Origin of the sequence: Mycobacterium saskatchewanense (genome assembly GCF_010729105.1) — a bacterium.
GTDB lineage: Bacteria > Actinomycetota > Actinomycetes > Mycobacteriales > Mycobacteriaceae > Mycobacterium > Mycobacterium saskatchewanense.
This window is the reverse complement of sequence record NZ_AP022573.1, coordinates 3,407,978-3,427,818: the sequence shown is the minus strand read 5'-3', so window position 1 is coordinate 3,427,818 and position 19,841 is coordinate 3,407,978. Positions and strand designations below refer to the sequence as shown.

Genomic DNA, 19,841 nt, shown 5'->3' with positions numbered 1-19,841 from the left:
TGAAGGATGCGCCGAAAGGATGAGGAAGCAAGGATGACGCTTGTTGACAGGTTGCGCGGCGCCGTGGCACGTATGCCACGACGGCTCGTGGTGGGCGCCGCCGGCGCGGCCCTGCTGTCGGGTCTGATCGGCGTCGTGGGGGGCTCCGCGACGGCTGGGGCGTTCTCGCGCCCGGGTCTGCCGGTGGAGTACCTGCAGGTTCCGTCCGCGGGCATGGGCCGCGACATCAAGGTCCAGTTCCAAAGCGGTGGCGCCAACGCACCCGCGCTGTACCTGCTCGACGGCATGCGCGCGCAGGACGACTACAACGGCTGGGACATCAACACCCCGGCGTTCGAGTGGTACAACCAGTCGGGCATCGCCGTGGTCATGCCGGTCGGCGGCCAGTCCAGCTTCTACTCCGACTGGTACAAGCCCGCCTGCGGTAAGGCCGGTTGCACCACCTACAAGTGGGAGACGTTCCTGACCAGCGAGCTGCCGCAGTACCTGTCTTCGCAGAAGCAGGTCAAGCCGACCGGCAGCGCCGCCGTCGGCCTGTCGATGGCCGGCTCGTCCGCCCTGATCCTGGCGGCCTACCACCCGGACCAGTTCATCTACTCGGGCTCGCTGTCCGCGCTGCTGGACCCCTCGCAGGGCATGGGTCCGTCGCTGATCGGCCTCGCCATGGGTGACGCCGGTGGCTACAAGAAGGACGACATGTGGGGACCGTCGAGCGACCCGGCCTGGCAGCGCAACGACCCTTCGCTTCAGGTCGGCAAGCTGGTCGCCAACAACACCCGCATCTGGGTGTACTGCGGTAACGGCAAGCCGTCGGACCTCGGTGGCGACAACCTGCCCGCGAAGTTCCTCGAGGGCTTCGTGCGGACCAGCAACCTGAAGTTCCAGGACGCCTACAACGCGGCCGGTGGACACAACGCGGTGTTCAACTTTGACGCCAACGGCACGCACGACTGGCCCTACTGGGGCGCGCAGCTCAACGCGATGAAGCCCGACCTCCAGCGGACCCTGGGTGCGACCCCGGGCGCCGGTCCGGCAACCGCGGCGGCTGCCGGCAACGGCCAGGGCACCTAACCCGCACCAACGCGACCGACGGCGGCGACCCCCTGGGGCGCCGCCGTCGGTCTGTTTAGGGGGCCCCGCGGTGTGGTCTATTTCACTACCCTGCGGGCCGGGGCCTATCCGGCGCTGGCTAATGTGCTCACAGCGGCTAGACGATGGAGGGTGGACATGAGGGTCGTACGGGGTGTCTCGGCGCTGGTGCGGATGTGGGGTGTAGTGGCGCTGGCGATCGGCTTGGGCGGTGTCGTGGTGCTGGCGGGAGCCCCCGGAAAGGCCCGTGCCGCCGGATACGAAAGCCTCATGGTCCCGTCGGCCGCGATGGGCCGCGACATCCCGGTGGCGTTCCTGGCCGGCGGTCCCCACGCCGTCTATCTGCTCGATCCCTTCGACGCGGCCCCGGACGTCAGCAACTGGGTGACCGCCGGCAACGCGATGAACACACTGGGTGGCAAGGGCATCTCCGTGGTGGCCCCGGCCGGCGGCGCCTACAGCATGTACACGAACTGGGAGCAGGACGGCAGCAAGCAGTGGGACACCTTCCTGTCCAGCGAGCTGCCCAACTGGCTGGCCGCCAACAAGGGCCTGGCGCCCGGCGGGCACGCCGCGGTCGGCGCCGGGCAGGGCGGCTACGGCGCCCTGGCCCTCGCCACGTTCCACCCCGATCGCTTCGGGTTCGCGGGTTCCCTGTCGGGCTTCCTCTATCCGTCCGAGACCACGGTGAACGGCGCCATCCTCGCGGGCCTGCAGCAGTTCGGCGGGGTCGACGGCAACGGCATGTGGGGCGCCCCGCAGCTGGGCCGGTGGAAGTGGCACGACCCGTGGGTGCACGCGTCGCTGCTGGCGCAGAACAACACCCGCGTCTGGATCTGGTCGGCGAAGGGCGGCGCCAGCGACCCAGCGGCCGTGCTGGGTGTTCCGGACCAGGCCACCGGGACGGCCCTGGAGTTCTACCAGCAGTACCGCAGCGTCGGCGGCCACAACGGCCACTTCGACTTCCCCGGCGGCGACAACGGCTGGGGCCCGTGGTCGGGCCAGCTGGGCGCCATGTCGGGCGACATCGTCGGAGCCATCCGCTAGTTCCCGTCTTCTGATTCGGCACCGAGATTGCCGCGGCGGTCGCGGTCCGCGACAAAGCGCGACCTTCGCCGCCATCTCGGCGATGGGTGCCCGACGAACAGTTCGGCACCCAAGCGGGCGGCATTCGGGCCGGATGGCCCCGCCCGAAATGCCGGTACCGTGTAGGGGTGCAGCGCAGGCGGGGAGGGCCGCGCCGCCCCGCCGTGGACCCGCACCCAACACCGACGAACCGACCGAATCTGCTGGCAGGAGAAGATGGCCACCAACGCCCGGCGTAAGCGCCACCGGATTCTCGCGTGGGTGGCCGCCCTGACGGTGGCCGTCGTGGTGCTGCTTGTCATTGCCGCTGCGGTGCTACTGCTGCGCAGTCGCGAAGCGCCGCCCAGCGCGGTGCCGCCGGGCGTGCTTCCGCCGGCCTCGACGACGATCCACCCGCACAAGCCCAGGCCCTCGTCGCAGGACGCGTCCTGCCCGGATGTCCAGGTTGTCGTCGTTCCCGGCACTTGGGAGTCCTCGCCGCAGGACGATCCGGTCAACCCCACGCTATTCCCCAATGCGTTGCTGCACCGGGTCACCGTAGCGATCGCCCAGCAATTCCCGTCGTCGCGGGCACAGACGTACACCACCCCGTACACGGCTCAGTTCCACAATCCGCTGGCCGGCGATCCGCAGATGTCCTACAACGAAAGCCGCGCCGAGGGCACCCGCGCGACGGTCCAGGCGATGACCGACATGAACACCAAATGCCCGCTGACCAGCTACGTGCTGATGGGCTTCTCCCAGGGCGCGGTGATCGCCGGTGACATCGCCAGCGACATCGGCAACGGCCGCGGCCCCGTGGACGACGACCTTGTGCTCGGCGTGACGTTGATCGCCGACGGCCGCCGGCAGCAGGGCGTTGGCAACGACATCGGACCCAACCCGCCCGGCGAGGGTGCCGAAGTGACCCTGCACGAGATCCCGATGCTCTCCGGGCTGGGACTGACCATGACCGGCGCCCGGCCGGGTGGTTTCGGGGCGCTCAACGGCAAGACGAATGAGATCTGCGCGCCGGGCGACCTCATCTGCGCCGCGCCCCAGGAGGCGTTCAGCGTCGCCAGCCTGCCGAATACGTTGAACACGCTGGCCGGCGGCGCCGGGCAGCCGGTGCACGCGCTGTACGCGACCACGCAGTGCTGGAGCCTCGACGGCGCGCCGGCGACGGACTGGACGCTGAATTGGGCCGAGGGCCTCATCGCGAACGCGCCGCACCCCAAACATGGTTAACCGACACTGGACACAGGCGTTAGCTAGCGGCTTCCCAACAGAAATCAGCGGTACCTTGTGATTTGGTGTGCCGCGGGCCGCCCCGTAACATTAAGAAGAATTTAAGAGCATCTAGACGTTTGTTGCGACCCGGCCCGGGTAGCGACCACCGCTCGCGACTCGGTGACGTGCGTAGGCTGACCCGGGCACAGGATCAATGTCGGCACCGCTGGCACCAGAGGCAACCGTCGGCCTGGCCGACCGAACACTGTTGTGACAGGAGAGCGTAATGGCGTACCACAACCCGTTCATCGTGAACGGGAAGATCCGGTTCCCCGACAATCTCAACCTGGCTCGCCACATCGAGCGGTGGGCATCGGTGCGCGGCGACAAGCTGATCTACCGCTTCCTGGACTTCTCCACCGAACGCGACGGCATCGCCCGCGATATCTCCTGGCGTGACTTCAGCAAGCGCAACCGGGCGATCGCCGCCCGCCTGCAACAGGTCACCGAGCCGGGCGACCGCGTCGCCCTGCTGTGCCCGCAGAACCTGGACTACCTCACCGCTTTCTTCGGGACCATCTACGCCGGCCGGATCGCGGTGCCGCTGTTCGACCCCGCCGAGCCGGGCCACGTCGGGCGGCTGCACGCCGTCCTGGACGACTGCACCCCGTCGACGATCCTCACCACCAGCGACTCCGCCGAGGGCGTGCGCAAGTTTTTCCGCGGCCGCCCGGCCAAGGAACGTCCCCGCGTCGTCGCCGTCGACGCCGTGCCCGACGAGGTCGCCTCGACGTGGCAGGAGCCGACATCCCACAAGGAGACCATCGCCTACCTGCAGTACACGTCCGGGTCCACCCGCACGCCCACCGGCGTCAAGATCAGCCACCTCAACCTGCCCACCAACGTCGTGCAGGTGCTGGACGCGCTGGCCATGAAGGGACGTGAGAACGACCGCGGCGTCAGCTGGTTGCCGTTCTTCCATGACATGGGCCTGATCACCGTCATGCTGTCGCCGGTGTTCGGCCACCACATGACCTTCATGACCCCGGCCGCGTTCGTGCGCCGGCCCAGCCGCTGGATCCGCGCCATGGCGCGCACCGACGACGAGGACGGCGAAGTCTACTCGGTGGCGCCCAACTTCGCGTTCGAGCACGCCGCGCTCCGCGGGGCGCCCCGGGACGGCGAACCGCCGCTGGACCTGAGCAACGTCAGCGGCATCCTCAATGGCAGCGAGCCCGTATCCCCGGCGTCGATGCGCAAGTTCTACGAGGCGTTCAAGCCGTACGGCCTGCGCGAGGCCGCCATCAAGCCGTCCTACGGGCTGGCGGAAGCGACGCTGTTCGTTTCCACCACGCCGATGGACGAGGCGCCGCTGGTCCTCCACGTCGACCGCGATGCGCTCAACGACCATCGTTTCGTCGAGGTACCAGCAGACGACCCGAACGCCGTCGCCCAGGTCTCCGCCGGGGTGGTCGGCGTGGACGAATGGGCGGTGATCGTCGACACCGACACGGCCACGGAACTGCCGGACGGGCAGATCGGCGAGATCTGGCTGCACGGCAACAACATGGGCCTGGGCTACTGGAACAAGGAGCAGGAGACCCAGGAGACGTTCCGCAACATCCTCAAGTCGCGCGCCAACCCCTCGCACGCCGAGGGCGCGGCCGACGACGCGCTGTGGGTCCGCACCGGTGACTATGGCACCTTCTACAAGGGCAACCTGTACATCACCGGCCGGATCAAGGACCTGGTGATCATCGACGGCCGCAACCACTACCCGCAGGACCTCGAGTACTCCGCGCAGGAGGCCAACAAGGCGCTGCGGACCGGGTATGTCGCGGCCTTCTCGGTGCCGGCCAACCAGCTGCCCCAGGAGGTGTTCGACAACCCGCACGCCGGGGTGAAGTACGACCCCGAGGACACCTCCGAGCAGCTCGTCATCGTCGCCGAGCGCGCGGCCGGGGCGCACAAGCTCGACTACCAGCCGATCGCCGACGACATCCGCGCCGCGATCGCCGTGCGCCACGGCGTGACCGTCCGCGACCTGCTGCTGGTGCAGGCCGGATTGATCCCGCGCACCTCTAGCGGCAAGATCGGCCGCCGCGCCTGCCGCACCGCCTACCTCGACGGCAGTCTGCGCAGCGGCATCGGCTCCCCGACCGTTTTCGCCACCGGCAACTAATCGACTGTCTACGACCATGGCTGACACAGAATTCGACGTGAACTCACTCCCCGAAGGCTCCGCCGAGGTGACGCGTACCCCCGCGAAGACCGACATGACGATCCCCGAGATGCGGCAGTGGCTGCGCAACTACGTGGCGAAGTGCACCGGGCAGTCGCCCGACGCCATCGACGAGTCGGTGCCCATGGTGGAACTCGGGATGTCGTCCCGAGACGCGGTGGCGATGGCCGCCGACATCGAGGACATGACCGGCGTCACCCTGTCGGTCGCGGTCGCCTTCCAGCACCCGACCATCGAGTCGCTGGCGACCCGGATCATCGAGGGCGAGCCCGAGCCCGACACCACGGGCGACGACAACACGGACTGGACCCGCACCGGCCCCGCCGAGCGCGTCGACATCGCGATCGTCGGCCTGTCGACCCGGCTGCCCGGGGACATGAACACCCCGGACGAAACCTGGCAGGCGCTGATCGAGGGCCGCGACGCCATCACCGACCTGCCCGAGGGCCGTTGGTCGGAATTCCTCGAAGAGCCGCGGCTGGCCGAGCGAGTCGCGAAGGCCCGCACCCGCGGCGGCTATCTGAAGGACATCAAGGGCTTCGACTCCGAGTTCTTCGCCGTCGCGAAGACCGAGGCCGACAACATCGACCCGCAGCAGCGGATGGCGTTGGAGTTGACCTGGGAGGCGCTGGAGCACGCCCGCATCCCGGCGTCCAGCCTGCGCGGCAAACCCGTCGGCGTTTACGTCGGCGTCTCGAACCACGACTACGGATTCCTGGCGATCTCGGACCCCACCGTCGCGCACCCCTACGCGATCACCGGCAACGCGATGTCGGTCATCGCCAACCGGGTGTCGTACTTCTACGACTTTCGCGGACCCTCGGTCGCGGTCGACACCGCGTGCTCGAGTTCGCTGGTCGCGGTCCACCAGGCCGTGCAGGCGCTGCGCAACGGCGAAGCCGACGTGGCCGTCGCCGGCGGCGTCAACGCGCTGCTGACGCCCGCGGTGACGCTCGGCTTCGACGAGATCGGCGCGGTGCTGTCCCCCGACGGCCGGATCAAGTCGTTCTCCTCGGACGCCGACGGCTACACCCGCTCCGAGGGCGGCGGCATGCTGGTGCTCAAGCGGGTCGACGACGCCCGCCGCGACGGGGACCAGATCCTCGCCGTGATCGCCGGCAGCGCGGTCAACCACGACGGCCGGTCCAACGGCCTGATCGCGCCCAACCAGGACGCGCAGGCGGACGTGCTGCGCCGGGCCTACAAGGACGCCGGGATCGATCCGCGCACCGTCGACTACATCGAGGCGCACGGCACCGGGACCGTCCTGGGCGACCCGATCGAGGCCGAGGCGCTGGGCCGCGTGGTCGGCCGGGGCCGTCCCGCCGATCGGCCGGCGCTGCTGGGCGCGGTGAAAACCAATGTCGGCCACATGGAGTCGGCGGCCGGCGCGGCCAGCTTGGCCAAGGTGGTGCTGGCGCTGCAGCACGACAAGCTGCCGCCGTCGATCAACTTCGCCGGACCGAGCCCCTACATCGACTGGGACGCCACGCACCTGAAGGTGGTCGATCAGCCCACCGACTGGCCGCGCTACGGCGGCTACGCGCTGGCGGGCGTGTCCAGCTTCGGCTTCGGCGGGGCCAACGCGCACGTGGTGGTGCGTGAGGTGCTGCCGCGCGACGTCGTGGAGACGGCCGAGCCGGCAGCGGAACCCGAGGCGAAGGCGGCCCCGGCCGTCGAGGCGCCGAGCTTCGAGGGCCACTCCCTGCGGTTCGACGAATTCGGCGAGATCCTCACCGATGCGCCCTCCGCGGAGGAGGACGACTACGAGCTGCCGGGCGTCACCGAGGAGGCACTGCGCCTCAAGGAAGCGGCGCTGGAAGAACTTGCGGCGCAAGAGGAAGCTGAAGGTCCTGCCAAGCCACTTGTGCCCTTGGCGGTTTCGGCGTTCCTGACGTCGCGCAAGAAGGCGGCCGCCGCCGAGCTGGCGGACTGGCTGGAAAGCCCCGAGGGCCAGGCGTCGTCGCTGGAGTCGGTCGGGCGGTCGCTGTCCCGGCGCAACCACGGCCGGTCCCGCGCGGTGGTGCTCGCCCACGACCACGAGGAGGCCATCAAGGGCCTGCGGGCGGTCGCCGAGGGCAAGCAGCGCCCGGGCGTGTTCAGCGTCGACGGGCCGGTGAGCAACGGGCCGGTGTGGGTGCTGGCCGGATTCGGCGCCCAGCACCGCAAGATGGGCAAGAGCCTGTACCTGCGCAACCCGGTGTTCGCCCAGTGGATCGAGAAGGTCGACGCGCTGATCCAGGACGAGCTGGGCTACTCGGTCCTCGAACTGATCCTCGACGACTCGCAGGACTACGGCATCGAGACCACCCAGGTCACCATCTTCGCGATCCAGGTCGCGCTGGGTGAGCTGCTCAAGCACCACGGCGCCAAGCCGTCCGCGGTGGTCGGGCAGTCGCTGGGCGAGGCCGCGTGCGCCTACTTCGCGGGCGGCCTGTCGCTGCGCGACGCGACCCGGGCCATCTGCTCGCGCTCCCACCTGATGGGCGAGGGCGAGGCGATGCTGTTCGGGGAGTACATCCGGCTGATGGCGCTGGTGGAGTACTCGGCCGACGAGATCAAGACCGTGTTCTCGGACTTCCCCGACCTAGAGGTGTGCGTCTACGCCGCACCCACCCAGACCGTCATCGGCGGCCCGCCCGAACAGGTGGACGCGATCATCGCCCGCGCCGAATCGGAGGGCAAGTTCGCCCGCAAGTTCCAGACCAAGGGCGCCAGCCACACCTCGCAGATGGACCCCCTGCTGGGCGAGCTCGCAGCGGAGCTGCAGGGCATCAAGCCGCTGAGCCCGACCGTGGGCATCTACTCGACCGTGCACGAGGGCAGCTACATCAAGCCCGGCGGTGAGCCGTTCCACGACGTCGACTACTGGAAGAAGGGACTGCGTCACAGCGTCTACTTCACCCAGGGCATCCGCAACGCCGTCGACAGCGGGCACACCACCTTCCTGGAGCTGGCGCCCAACCCCGTGGCGCTGATGCAGGTGGGCCTGACGACGGCCAGCGCCGGTCTGCACGACGCGCAGCTGATCCCGACGCTGGCCCGCAAGCAGGACGAGGTCGAGTCGATGATCTCGACCATGGCGCAGCTCTACGTCTACGGGCACGACCTGGACATCTGGACGCTGTTCACCCGCCCCGACGGGCCGCCGCGACCCGAGGACTACGCAAACATCCCGCCGACCCGGTTCAAGCGCAAAGAGCACTGGCTGGACGTCCACTTCTCGCACGGCAGCAGCTCGGTGCTGATGCCGGGCAACCACGTCGCGCTGCCGGACGGCCGCCACGTGTGGGAGTACAACCCCCGCGGCCTGACGGACCTGCCCGCGCTGGTGAAAGCCGCTGCGGCCGAGGTGATCCCGGACGCGCAGCTGACCGCGTCCGAGCAGCGCGCGGCGCCCGGCCAGGGCGCGCGGCTGGTGACGACGCTGACCCGGCACCCGGGCGGCGCCTCGGTCCAGGTGCACGCGCGCATCGACGAGTCGTTCACCCTCGTGTACGACGCCCTGGTCACCCGCGGCGGGGCGCAGTCGGTGTTGCCGGCGGCGGTCGGCGCGGGCACGGCGATCGCCGCCCCGGCCGGTGTGGGTGCCGACGGCTCGGAGACCGCGCCGGTCGACGAGGCGGGATCCGAGACTCTCGAGGACAGCCTGACCAACCGCTACATGCCGGCCGGCTTCACCAAGTGGTCCCCGGATTCGGGCGAGAGCATCGCCGAGCGGCTCGGCGCGATCGTCGGGGCGGCCATGGGCTACGAGCCGGAGGACCTGCCCTGGGAGGTGCCACTGGTCGAGCTGGGCCTGGACTCGCTCATGGCCGTGCGGATCAAGAACCGCGTCGAATACGACTTCGACCTGCCGCCGATCCAGCTGACTGCGGTCCGCGACGCCAACCTCTACAACGTGGAAGAGCTGATCAAGTACGCGGTCGAGCACCGCGACGAGGTCTCGCAGCTGCACGAGTACCAGCGGACGCAGACGCCCGAGGAGATCGCCCGGGCGCAGGCGGCGCTGGTGAGCGGGGCGACGCTGGCCAACGTCACCGCGCCGGCGCCCGACCCGCAGGGGCCACCTCCCGCTCGCGGGGGAGCTGAGCCGGAAACACAGGCCGAGCCGGCGGCCCCTGCGCCAGCCTCCGAGGTGCCGATCCCGCCTCCGCCGACGAATCCGTCGGGCCCCCCAGCCAACGGCCAGTCCAATGGTCAGCCGAACCTGAAGGGCGCCGCCGAGGCGCTCAACCAGGAGGCGATCGCCAAGGCGCTCAGCTCGGACGTGCCGCCGCGCGACGCGGCCGAGCGCGTCACCTTCGCCACGTGGGCGATCGTCACGGGTAAGTCGCCGGGCGGCATCTTCAACCCGCTGCCCAAGTTGGACGAGGACACGGCCGCCAAGATGGCGCAGCGGCTCGCCGAGCGGGCCGAAGGCCCGATCACCGCCGAGGACGTGCTCACGTCGGAGAACATCGAGGCGCTCGCCGACAAGGTGCGTCAGTACCTCGAGGCCGGCGTGGTCGACGGGTTCGTCCGCACGCTGCGGGCGCGTCCGGAGGGCAGCTCGAAGGTGCCGGTGTTCGTGTTCCACCCGGCCGGCGGGTCGACCGTGGTGTACGAGCCGCTGCTCAACCGCCTGCCGGCCGACACCCCGATGTACGGGTTCGAGCGCGTCGAGGGCTCGATCGAGGAGCGTGCCGAGCAGTACGTGCCGAAGCTGATCGAGATGCAGGGCGACGGGCCCTACATCCTGGCCGGCTGGTCACTGGGCGGCGCGCTGGCCTACGCCTGCGCGATCGGTCTGAAGCGGCTCGGCAAGGACGTCCGGTTCGTCGGGCTGATCGACGCGGTGATGCCCGGAGAGCCGATCCTGAAGACCAAGGAGGAGACCCGCAAGCGCTGGGACCGCTACGCGCGGTTCGCCGAGCGGACCTTCAACGTCACGGTCCCGGAGATCCCCTACGAGCAGCTCGAGGAGCTCGACGACGAGGGGCAGGTCACGTTCGTCCTGGAGGCCATCAAGGCGAGCGGGGTGCAGATCCCGGGTGGGATCATCGAGCACCAGCGGACGTCGTATCTGGACCAGCGGGCGATCGACACCGCGGAGTACCAGTCCTACGACGGTCACGTCACCCTGTACATGGCCGATCGTTACCATGACGATGCGATCACGTTCGAGCCCGCCTACGCCACCCGTAAGCCGGACGGCGGCTGGGGTGAGTACGTGGCCGACCTTGAGGTGGTGCCGATCGGTGGCGAGCACATCCAGGCCATCGACGAGCCCTACATCGCCAAGGTGGGCGCCCACTTGACCGGGGCGCTGAACGAGATCGAGGCAACCGCCGGACGAGTGAGGTAGGCACGTAGTGACGGAAACTCTGCCAGCTTCGGGGGCCGCCCCCGTTCAGCACACCACCGCCGAGAAGCTGGCCGAGCTGCACGCTCGCCTGGAGTTGGCGAAGGAGCCAGGCGGCGAGAAGGCCGCCGCCAAGCGCGACAAGAAGGGCATCCCCAGCGCGCGCGCCCGCGTCCACGCGCTGGTCGACCCGGGCACCTTCCTCGAGATCGGGGCGCTGGCCAAGACTCCCAACGACCCGAACGCGCTCTACGGCGACGGGTGCGTCACCGGGCACGCCATGATCGACGGCCGGCCCGTCGGCGTGTTCTCCCATGACCAGACCGTGTTCCAGGGCACCGTCGGCGAAATGTTCGGCCGCAAGGTGGCCCGGCTAATGGAGTGGTGCGCGATGGTCGGCTGCCCGATCATCGGCATCCAGGACTCGGGCGGCGCCCGGATCCAGGACGCCGTCACCTCGCTGGCGTGGTACGCCGAGCTGGGTCGTCGCCACGAGGCGCTGTCCGGGCTGGTGCCGCAGATCTCCCTCATCTTCGGGAAATGCGCTGGGGGAGCGGTGTATTCGCCGATCCAGGACGACCTGCTCGTCTCGGTGCGCGACCAGGGCTACTTCTTCGTCACCGGGCCCGACGTGATCCGCGAGGTCACCGGCGAGGAGGTCACCCTCGACGAGCTCGGCGGCTCCGACGTGCAGGCTCGGTACGGCAACATCCACCAGGTGGTGGACTCCGAGGCCGAGGCGTTTCAGTACGTGCGGGAATTCCTGTCATTCCTGCCGTCCAACTGCTTCGACAAGGCGCCGATCGTCAACCCCGGGCTGGAACCGGAGATCACCCCGACCGATCTCGAACTCGACGCGATCGTGCCGGACTCCGACAATGCGGCCTACGACATGCACGAGATCCTGCTGCGCATCTTCGACGACGGTGACTTCCTGGACGTCGCCGCACAGCACGGGCCGGCCATCATCACCGGTTACGCCCGGGTCGACGGCCACCCGGTGGGCGTGATCGCCAACCAGCCCATGTACATGTCGGGGGCGATCGACAACGAGGCGTCCGACAAGGCGGCGCGGTTCATCCGGTTCTGCGACGCGTTCAACATTCCGCTGGTCTTCGTGGTGGACACGCCCGGGTTCCTGCCGGGGGCCGAAGAGGAGAAGAGGGGAATCATCAAGCGCGGCGGGCGTTTCCTGTACTCCGTCGTGGAGGCCGACGTGCCGAAGGTCACCATCACCGTGCGTAAGTCCTATGGCGGCGCCTACGCCGTGATGGGCTCCCGGCAGCTGACCGCCGACTTCAACTTCGCGTGGCCCACCGCGCGCATCGCGGTGATCGGCGCCGAAGGCGCCGCGCAGTTGCTGATGAAGCGCTTCCCCGACCCGACCACGCCCGAGGCGCAGAAGATCAAGAAGGACTTCATCGAGGGCTACAACCTCAACATGGCGATCCCGTGGACCGCCGCCGAGCGGGGGTTCATCGACGCGGTCATCGACCCGCACGAGACCCGGCTGCTGATCCGCAAGTCGATGCGCCTGTTGCGTGACAAGCAACTCTGGTGGCGCACGGCCCGCAAGCACGGGCTGATCCCGGTCTAGTTCCACCGCGAGCAGACGCACACTCGTCCAGTTCTTCGGCGTGTCGCGGGCTTTTATGTCTGCTCGCCGGCAAACGTGCCGTCGGCCAACGACTGTGTGCCGAGAACGGTTGCCAGCGCGAGGCGTTCGGCGTCCTCGCTGCCGGGTTCGGCGGTGTAGATCATGATGCGGATGTCGTCGGCGGCGACGATGAGCGTGTCGCAATCGAGGGCGATGCGCCCGACGGCGGGGTGGTCGATCACCTTGTGCCGGCCCGGATCTCCGTGCGGGAGCGGGGGCCCGGATTCCCACAGCTCGGCGAAGCGCGGGCTCCGCGCGGCGAGGTCGCGGGTCAGCTCCTTCAACCGCTGGTCGGCGGGATACCGGGCGGCCGTCAGGCGCAGGTCGGCGACCAATCCCGCCTCGAGTTCGGCCCGCTGTTCGGCGGTGTGAACGGTCCGGGTGCCGGGGCCGATCAGGTTGCGCCACAAACTGTTTCGCTCGTTCCCTCGCCAGGTGGTCGTCGGGCCCATCAGCGCGTCGTACGGCGCATTGGCGATCAGCAGGGTCCAGGTCGCGTCATAGACGGCGACCGGGGTGTGGGCGAGGCGGTCGAGGATGCGCTGCACGCTCGGCGTCACCCGCGAGGACACCACACCGGGTCCGGGGGCGGCACGCCCGGTGAGCCGGAAAAGGAGGTCACGCTCGGTGTCGGATACCCGCAATGCGCGCGCGAGCGCCTCGACGACCTGAATCGACGGCGACGTGGCTCGGCCCTGTTCGAGCCTCGTTAGGTAGTCCACCGAGATCCCGGCCAGGGCGGCAAGCTCTTCGCGGCGCAGGCCCGACGCCCGACGCCGCCCGCCGACCGGGACGCCGACGGCCGTGGGCGCGACGCGATCGCGCCAGCGGCGCACCGTCCGGCCGAACTCCCACGACGTCATCCCCTCACTGTGCGCGATACGCCAGCGGAGGGAAAGGGTTTGTCCTGGTACTGGCAGTCCTACGACAACCGGACGGCTCCCTGAGCCGAAGAAACCGGCCGAAACTGGCTGCCATGAATTCGATCGCATCCGGCACCGTCTTGCTCACCGGGCCGACAGGCGGGTTGGGACGGGCCGCGGCGCTCGCGATGGCCCGTCGCCCTGCGCCCCAACGGCCCGACCTGTTGCTCGTCGGCAGGCCCGGCGACGCGCTCACCGACGTCACCGAAGAGACCCGAGCGGCCGGTGCGACCGCACACGAGATCGGCTGCGACCTGGGCCGCCTGGCCGACGTGCGCAGCGCCGCGGAGGCCGCCAGGGGCCTGTTGACGGCGGGCTCGGTGCGCCCGCTGCGCGGCTTGGTGGCCAACGCAGGGCTCGGCGTCGGGGACGTCCACCAGGCGTCCGAGGACGGGTACGAGTTGACCTTCGCCGTGAATTACCTCGCGCACGCGCAGCTGATCGGCGACCTCCTCGACGCGTTCGACCCTCCCGCCCGCATCGTGCTGCTGGGCTCGAACACCTACCACCAGAACATCTTTCGCCGGATATTGCATGTGCCCCCGGCGCGCTGGACCGATCCGATCGAGCTGGCCCGACCCACAGCAAGCGACGTCCCATCGACGCTCGAACGGTGCGGGATCGCCTATTCCAACTCCAAACTCGCCCTGCTGTACTACGCGCACGAACTGCAGCGCCGCGTCGACGTCGACAATCCGGGCGTATCGGTCACGGTGTTCGAGCCGGGCTTCATGCCGGGCACCGGGCTCAGCAGGGCGCACGGGCCCGGCATGCAACGAGTGGGGCGCATCATCGAGCGAATCCCCGGCGTCTCGTCACCGGCCAGATCCGGTCCGGCGCTCGCTTCCGTCGTCCTCGACGACCGCTGGGCGCACTTGAGAGGCGGCGCCTTCGTCGTCAAAGACCAAGAGCGAGAGGTGAAGTCGTTCGCTCACGACCCGTCCCGCGAGGCTCGGCTGTGGCAGGCCACGGCCGAGTTGCTCGACTCGGCGCGGCGTTAGGCAGCTTGCTACTTGCGCAACGTGAACTGGTTGAGATCGATGTAGCCTTTGCGGAAGAGGTTCGCGCAGCCGGTGAGGTACTTCATGTACATCTCGTAGATCTCTTCGGACTGGATCTCGATCGCCTCGGCTTTGTGCGCCTCGAGACCCGCGGCCCACACGTCCAGGGTCTTGGCGTAATGCCGCTGCAGCGATTGGCGGCGCTTCAGCTTGAACCCGGCCTTCGCCGAGAACCCCTTGACCATGTCGATGGTCGGCAGGAACCCGCCGGGGAAGATCTCGGTTTTCATGAAGTCGCTGAATTCGACTATCGCCGGAGTGAGCGGCAAGCCGGACTGGATGATCTCCTTCTCCGACAGGACGGTGATCGTGTGCAGCAGCATCGTGCCGCCGCTCGGCAATAGCTCATAGGTTCTTTCGAAGAAGGCGTCGTAGCGGTCGTAGCCGACGTGTTCGAACGGGCCGATCGCCACGATCCGGTCCACCGGCTCGTGAAAGCGCTCCCAGCCCTCGAGCAACACCCGCTTGGAACGCGGGCTGTCGGATGCCGCGAACAGCTGCTCGACGTGGGCGACCTGGTTCTTGGACAGCGTGATGCCGACGACGTTGACGTCGTATTTCTCGATGGCTCGCATCATGGCCGCGCCCCAGCCGCAGCCCAGGTCCAGCAACGTCATGCCGGGTTGCAAGCCCAGCTTGCTCAGGGAGAGGTCGATCTTGGCGATCTGCGCCTGTTCCAGAGTCATGTCGTCGCCACCAAGCCAGTAGGCGCACGTGTACATCTGGGTGCGGTCGAGGAACAGCCGAAAGAAGTCGTCAGATAAGTCGTAGTGCGCCTGCACATCCTCGAAATGCGGCGTCAGCTCGTCAGCCATGTGGTGTCGCCTTTCCTCGACCCCGCCCGCGTGGTGTGCGAGGCAGGCCGTCGAGTCGCTCTGCGGCTCTGCGTTGTCGGACTCGCATCACTTTAAGGCGAGAGGACGCGGACCCGCTTCACGGCCTCAGCGACCCGTCGGCCAGCTCGTCGAACCGTTCCAGCGCCTCGTCGGGCTCCGCGTCGATGCCGCGCAGCGGGCCGCGATCGGCGAGGTAGCGGTGCGTGTAGAGCCGGGCGACGAGCGCCTTGCGTTCACCGCCGCCGGTGGCCCGCTCCCAGGCGGCCTGCTCGGTGAGCAGGGCCGCGGCGTAGACGTCGCCCATGAATTGCGCCAGCGGGAACAGCCGCGCCTCGGCCACCTCCCGGTCGAGCTTGCCCCAGGCCGTGATCGCGGCGTCCAGGTCCTCGATGCGGTCGGCCACCAGCCGGGTGGTGCTGTCGTCGTCGGAGACCGACACCGCGTCACGCAGCCGGGCCAGCAGCGTCTCGTGCGCACGCGTCTGCTCGATGCCGCGGCGCACGTCGAGGCACAGGATGTTGTCCGGGCCCTCCCAGATGGTGTTCACCTGAGCGTCTCGCAAAAGCCTTGCCACCGGCCATGTTTCGATGTAGCCGTTGCCGCCGTGGATTTCAATGGCGTCGGACGCCGCGGTGATTCCCAGCCGGCACACCTTGAGCTTGGTGACGGGCACGGCGATGCGCTGCCGCAAGGCGCGCGGTTGCCGATGGTTGGTGGCGCCGGTGCCGTCGAAGACGAGCGCCAGGGCCGCTTCGACGTCGACGATCATCTCGGCGAGCTTGCGCCGCATCAGCGGCTTGTCGATCAGCGCCCCGCCGAACGCCCGGCGCTGCCGCGCGTAGCAGAGCGACTCCACCAGGGCGCGGCGCGCGTTGCCCAGCGCGAAGAGTGCGATGCCCAGGCGCGCGGCGTTGGTCAGCTCCATCATCCGGCCCAGCCCCTTGCCGTCGGACGCGGCGCCCTCCGAGGTCGGCTCACCGGAGAGCAGGAACGCCTCGGCGTCGACGAACTCGACCTCGCCGGATGCCACCGACCGGGTGCCGAGCTTGTCCTTGAGCCGTCGCACCCGGACACCGTTGCGGGACCCGTCGCGCCGGGTGCGGAGCACGAGGAAATTGGCGACACCGCGGCTCGAGTCGGGGGCGCCCTCCGGTTTGGCCAGCACCACGAACGCCTCGCCGGCGCAGTTGGAGGCGAACCACTTGAACCCGTTGAGCAGCCACGCGTCTCCGTGCCGGGTCGCCGTGGTCTCGAGCGCGCCGAGGTCGGAGCCGCCGGTGCGTTCGGTCAGCAGTTGGGCGGTCTCACCCGCCCATTCGCCGGAGGCGAATTTCGCGAGCACATGGTCGCGCACGTCCGCGGGCGCGTACGCGGACACCAGCGACTGCACCATGCCACCGCCGGTGCCGAGCGCGCAGCCCATTCCGATGTCGGCCTGGTCGAGCAGATAGTTCGACGCAAACAAGGTGAGGCCGGAGCTCACCTTGGCGGCCTTGGCGTCGGCCCGCAGCGCGCGCTGGGCGTCCAGCACCGCGCGTTTGGATTGGGTGAACGACGCCGGCATGACGACTTGGCTGATGTCGTGACCCCACCGGTCGTAGCGCTCCAGCCGGGGTGGATTGCGGTCCGTTTCGTCGGCCCACCGCGCCACCGGCCCGCCCATCAGCTCGCCGATGCGAGTGAGATGCCGGTGGGCGAGATCCAGCTCGTCCGGCTCCAGGTAGTAGGCCATGGTGAACTGCAGGCTCGGGTCGGTCAGGTACCAATTGAGACCGGCGGCTCCGGAGTAGTTCTCGGTCTGGTAACGCTGCGACTTTTCCGGAGTGGAGAACGGCAGACGATCCACGGACTCGACGGCGTAGTCGCTCATGGATCGACGGTATACCGTCCCGGGCGTTACGCGGTGGCGCGCAACGGGCGCCTGCGCCGACTCGACGGGGCGCCCGCGCGGCCCCGGACGGCGGCCCGGCGGGCCAGTGCCCGGGGGTCGACGATCAGGACTGCCTTGCCTTCCAGGACGATCCAGCCGCGGCTCGCGAAGTTGCGCAGCGCCCGATTGACGGACGTGCGGTCCGCCCCGACGAGCTGCGCCATCTCGTCCTGGCTGAGCTCGTGAGCGACCCGCAGCGCGTCGCCGTCTGGGACGCCGAACCGCCCGCCCAACAGCAGCAGTTGACGGGCGACCCGGGCGGCCACGTCGCTGGATACCAGCTCGACCAGTTCGTCGTCGGTGTTCCGGAGCCGCCGGGACAACACCTGCAGCAGCTGCTCGGCGATCGTCGGCCGCTCGGTCATCCAGGCCCGCAGCGTGGCCCGGTCCAACCACATCGTGCGCACGTCGGTGATCGCCGTGGCCGTGCAGGTTCGGGGGCCCGCGTCGAAGACCGCCAGTTCGCCGAAGACGTCCGTGGGGCCCATGATCGCCCGCAGGTTGGTGCGGCCGCTGGGGCCGCGCAGGCTGATCTTGACCTTGCCCGCGACGATGATGAACACCCGGTCACCGGGGTCGCCTTCGGCGAAAATCATTTCGCCGGCAGCGAATTCCGCCGGATGAAGCTGTTCGATCAAGGCGGCGGCGGCGGCCGGCTCGACGTGCCGCAAGATCCCCGCCCGGGTCAGGATGTGATCGACGCCGCGACGCTCGGCGTTGGCTGCTGCGCTCAAGGAATCCTCCCGGTCGGTCTCAACGCGCTATGGGCCCGGTGAGGAACACCAGGCGGAAATTGCCGATCTGGACGTCGTCACCGTTGCCCAGCACCGCCGAGTCGACGGGTTCACGGTTGACGTAGGTGCTGTTCAGGCTGCCGAGGTCGACCACGCGGAATTCGCCATTGTCCCTGCGGAATTCGGCATGCCGACGGCTCACGGTGATGTCGTCGAGGAAGATGTCACTCGCGGGATGCCGGCCCGCTGACATGACGGGTCGATCCAACTGGAACTGCGCTCCGGCGTTGGGCCCGCGCTTGACGACCAGAACGCCCAGGCCGCGCGACATCGTCGCCATGTCCTCCACGGCGTCCTCCGCGATCGCCGCCGACAAGTCGAAATCCTCGGCGAACCCGGTGCGCAACGCTGCGCCGAGGTTCGCGGTGCTGTCGTCGCACGGGGGCGTGGGAGCGGGCCTGGGGGCGGGACTCGGAGCAGGAGGTTGTGAGGTCGACATGGATGCCCGATCACGCGGCCCGGGGCAGGTCCGGCGACGCGGTCGCCGCCGTCGTGATTGGCCGGTCGGGCGCGGGGGCCCAACCCACGTAGCTGAGGTAGAGCCCCACGAGCGCGAACAGAGCGCACAGGGACACCCACCAGCCCTTGGGGCCGATCATGCTGGCGGCCACCGAAACGAAGATCTGGGGAAAGGACACGAGCAGTAGGCCGCGCAGCACGATGAGCCAGCCCAGCAGGGACACGATGATCGCGGCCGCACCCCGCCAGTACTGGTGACCGGCGACGATTACAAGTCCGAACAGCAGGATGAACGCACCGGCGACGAACGTCCACATCGAGTTCGCCTCGAACTGCGAGAGGAGTCCCTGCATCTCCGACGCGCGGGCGATGGCGGTGACGTCGACGACCACAAGGAAGGGGCCGAGCACGCGGGAGAACATACGTGTCGCGTGCCGGGTGAGGGGTGAAGCGTCCATTGTCGTGCCTCCGTCTGACACCGGTCGTCATCGACCCCTCTTATCGGACCATTGCGCCGGTCCACCGAGATAGGGACGGAAGTCCCGTCCCGGCTGGGGCGTTTGGCCCCGGGCGGATCGGGGGGCGGGTCGACGAACGGGCAGGCCGAACCGAGGTACGGCGGTGGCAAACGGTCAGCGAATGGCGGTCATACCGGCGCAAGAAACTCCGATGTGTAGTATTCGCCTGGATTTTGGGAATGCGCGTTCGGTCGCTCGATAATCACCCAGACGCCCGTCGTGCCCGGCCGAATCGTGTCCTGAACGGTCGTCGTCCCGCTGCCCGCGCCGTCAGTGTCCAGGCCACCGAAAGCCGTGCCCGGGTCACCGGGGCCGCACGTGGCCGACGCCGGTCGGGGCTCCTGGATGAGGCCGACGTCGAAGTGTGTGCCGGGCTCCGGGGCATCCACCAGGTGAACTTCCGCGGTTGCGGTGGACCCGTTGCGACGGATGATCGCCGAACCCGTGGCGAGCGCCGTACGGGGCACCATTGCCGCCTCGGTGATCAGACTGAAGTCGCATCGATGCAGCTTGTTGTCCAGGACGACCCGGGTGCCGCCCTCGGCGGCCGCGCCGGCGACGCCCCAGGTCGCGGTTGGGATCACCGTCACCGCGAGGACCGCCGAACAGGTTGCTACGCGTGCCGTGAGGGCCGGGTCTGTGCGCATGGGCCACCCCTTGCCTTGACTGTTAACTAGATCACAGTGGCACAGA

General features: G+C 68.9%; 13 protein-coding genes and 1 pseudogene. 7 read left to right on the top strand and 7 right to left on the bottom strand.

Annotation, left to right across the window (positions count from 1 at the left end; all coding sequences use genetic code 11):
• Positions 1-33 precede the first annotated feature (33 nt).
• The 6 genes and pseudogenes from ag85A (at position 34) to G6N56_RS16135 (ending at position 12,567) form a co-directional block, all read left to right on the top strand.
• Positions 34-1,071 carry a diacylglycerol acyltransferase/mycolyltransferase Ag85A gene (ag85A, locus tag G6N56_RS16160; protein ID WP_085258374.1) on the top strand — a complete coding sequence of 346 codons (1,038 nt, stop codon included), beginning with the start codon at positions 34-36 and terminating at the stop codon, positions 1,069-1,071.
• A 156-nt stretch (positions 1,072-1,227) separates the two neighbouring features.
• Positions 1,228-2,136 carry an esterase family protein gene (locus tag G6N56_RS16155; protein ID WP_085258373.1) on the top strand — a complete coding sequence of 303 codons (909 nt, stop codon included), beginning with the start codon at positions 1,228-1,230 and terminating at the stop codon, positions 2,134-2,136.
• Positions 2,137-2,391: 255 nt separating this feature from the next.
• Entirely contained in the window at positions 2,392-3,402 is a 1,011-nt protein-coding gene (gene culp6 / locus G6N56_RS16150) for a carboxylesterase Culp6 (protein ID WP_085258372.1), read from the top strand.
• 268 nt (positions 3,403-3,670) lie between these two features.
• Entirely contained in the window at positions 3,671-5,566 is a 1,896-nt protein-coding gene (fadD32, locus tag G6N56_RS16145) for a long-chain-fatty-acid--AMP ligase FadD32 (RefSeq protein ID WP_085258371.1), read from the top strand.
• 94 nt (positions 5,567-5,660) lie between these two features.
• A pseudogene (pks13, locus tag G6N56_RS16140) lies at positions 5,661-10,981 on the top strand (polyketide synthase Pks13).
• 11 nt (positions 10,982-10,992) lie between these two features.
• On the top strand, positions 10,993-12,567 hold the full coding sequence (locus G6N56_RS16135; protein ID WP_142280850.1) for an acyl-CoA carboxylase subunit beta: 1,575 nt from the start codon (positions 10,993-10,995) through the stop codon (positions 12,565-12,567).
• Between the two features lie 53 nt (positions 12,568-12,620).
• On the opposite strand, the gene G6N56_RS16130 is transcribed toward G6N56_RS16135, so the two are convergent.
• The gene (locus G6N56_RS16130) at positions 12,621-13,490 is read right to left on the bottom strand and encodes a helix-turn-helix transcriptional regulator (RefSeq protein ID WP_085258368.1); all 870 of its coding nucleotides are present in this window, start codon (positions 13,488-13,490) and stop codon (positions 12,621-12,623) included.
• A 113-nt stretch (positions 13,491-13,603) separates the two neighbouring features.
• On the opposite strand from G6N56_RS16130, the gene G6N56_RS16125 reads away from it, so the two are divergent.
• The gene (locus G6N56_RS16125) at positions 13,604-14,551 is read left to right on the top strand and encodes an SDR family NAD(P)-dependent oxidoreductase (RefSeq protein WP_085258367.1); all 948 of its coding nucleotides are present in this window, start codon (positions 13,604-13,606) and stop codon (positions 14,549-14,551) included.
• Between the two features lie 8 nt (positions 14,552-14,559).
• Here G6N56_RS16125 and G6N56_RS16120 read toward each other — a convergent pair whose 3' ends face one another.
• The 6 genes from G6N56_RS16120 to G6N56_RS16095 form a co-directional block, all read right to left on the bottom strand.
• On the bottom strand, positions 14,560-15,426 hold the full coding sequence (locus tag G6N56_RS16120; protein ID WP_085258366.1) for a cyclopropane mycolic acid synthase family methyltransferase: 867 nt from the start codon (positions 15,424-15,426) through the stop codon (positions 14,560-14,562).
• A gap of 118 nt (positions 15,427-15,544) precedes the next feature.
• Positions 15,545-17,317, bottom strand: a complete 1,773-nt coding sequence (locus G6N56_RS16115) for an acyl-CoA dehydrogenase family protein (RefSeq protein ID WP_085258365.1) — start codon at positions 17,315-17,317, stop codon at positions 15,545-15,547.
• Positions 17,318-17,343: 26 nt separating this feature from the next.
• Entirely contained in the window at positions 17,344-18,111 is a 768-nt protein-coding gene (locus G6N56_RS16110; RefSeq protein ID WP_085258364.1) for a Crp/Fnr family transcriptional regulator, read from the bottom strand.
• A 19-nt stretch (positions 18,112-18,130) separates the two neighbouring features.
• Entirely contained in the window at positions 18,131-18,610 is a 480-nt protein-coding gene (locus G6N56_RS29485; RefSeq protein WP_085258363.1) for an FHA domain-containing protein, read from the bottom strand.
• Between the two features lie 10 nt (positions 18,611-18,620).
• Positions 18,621-19,088 (bottom strand): hypothetical protein, encoded by a 468-nt coding sequence (locus G6N56_RS16100; protein WP_085258362.1) that lies wholly within the window; start codon positions 19,086-19,088, stop codon positions 18,621-18,623.
• A 188-nt stretch (positions 19,089-19,276) separates the two neighbouring features.
• Complete coding sequence (locus G6N56_RS16095) at positions 19,277-19,795, bottom strand: hypothetical protein (RefSeq protein ID WP_085258361.1); 519 nt, start codon at positions 19,793-19,795, stop codon at positions 19,277-19,279.
• Between the last annotated feature and the right edge of the window lie 46 nt (positions 19,796-19,841).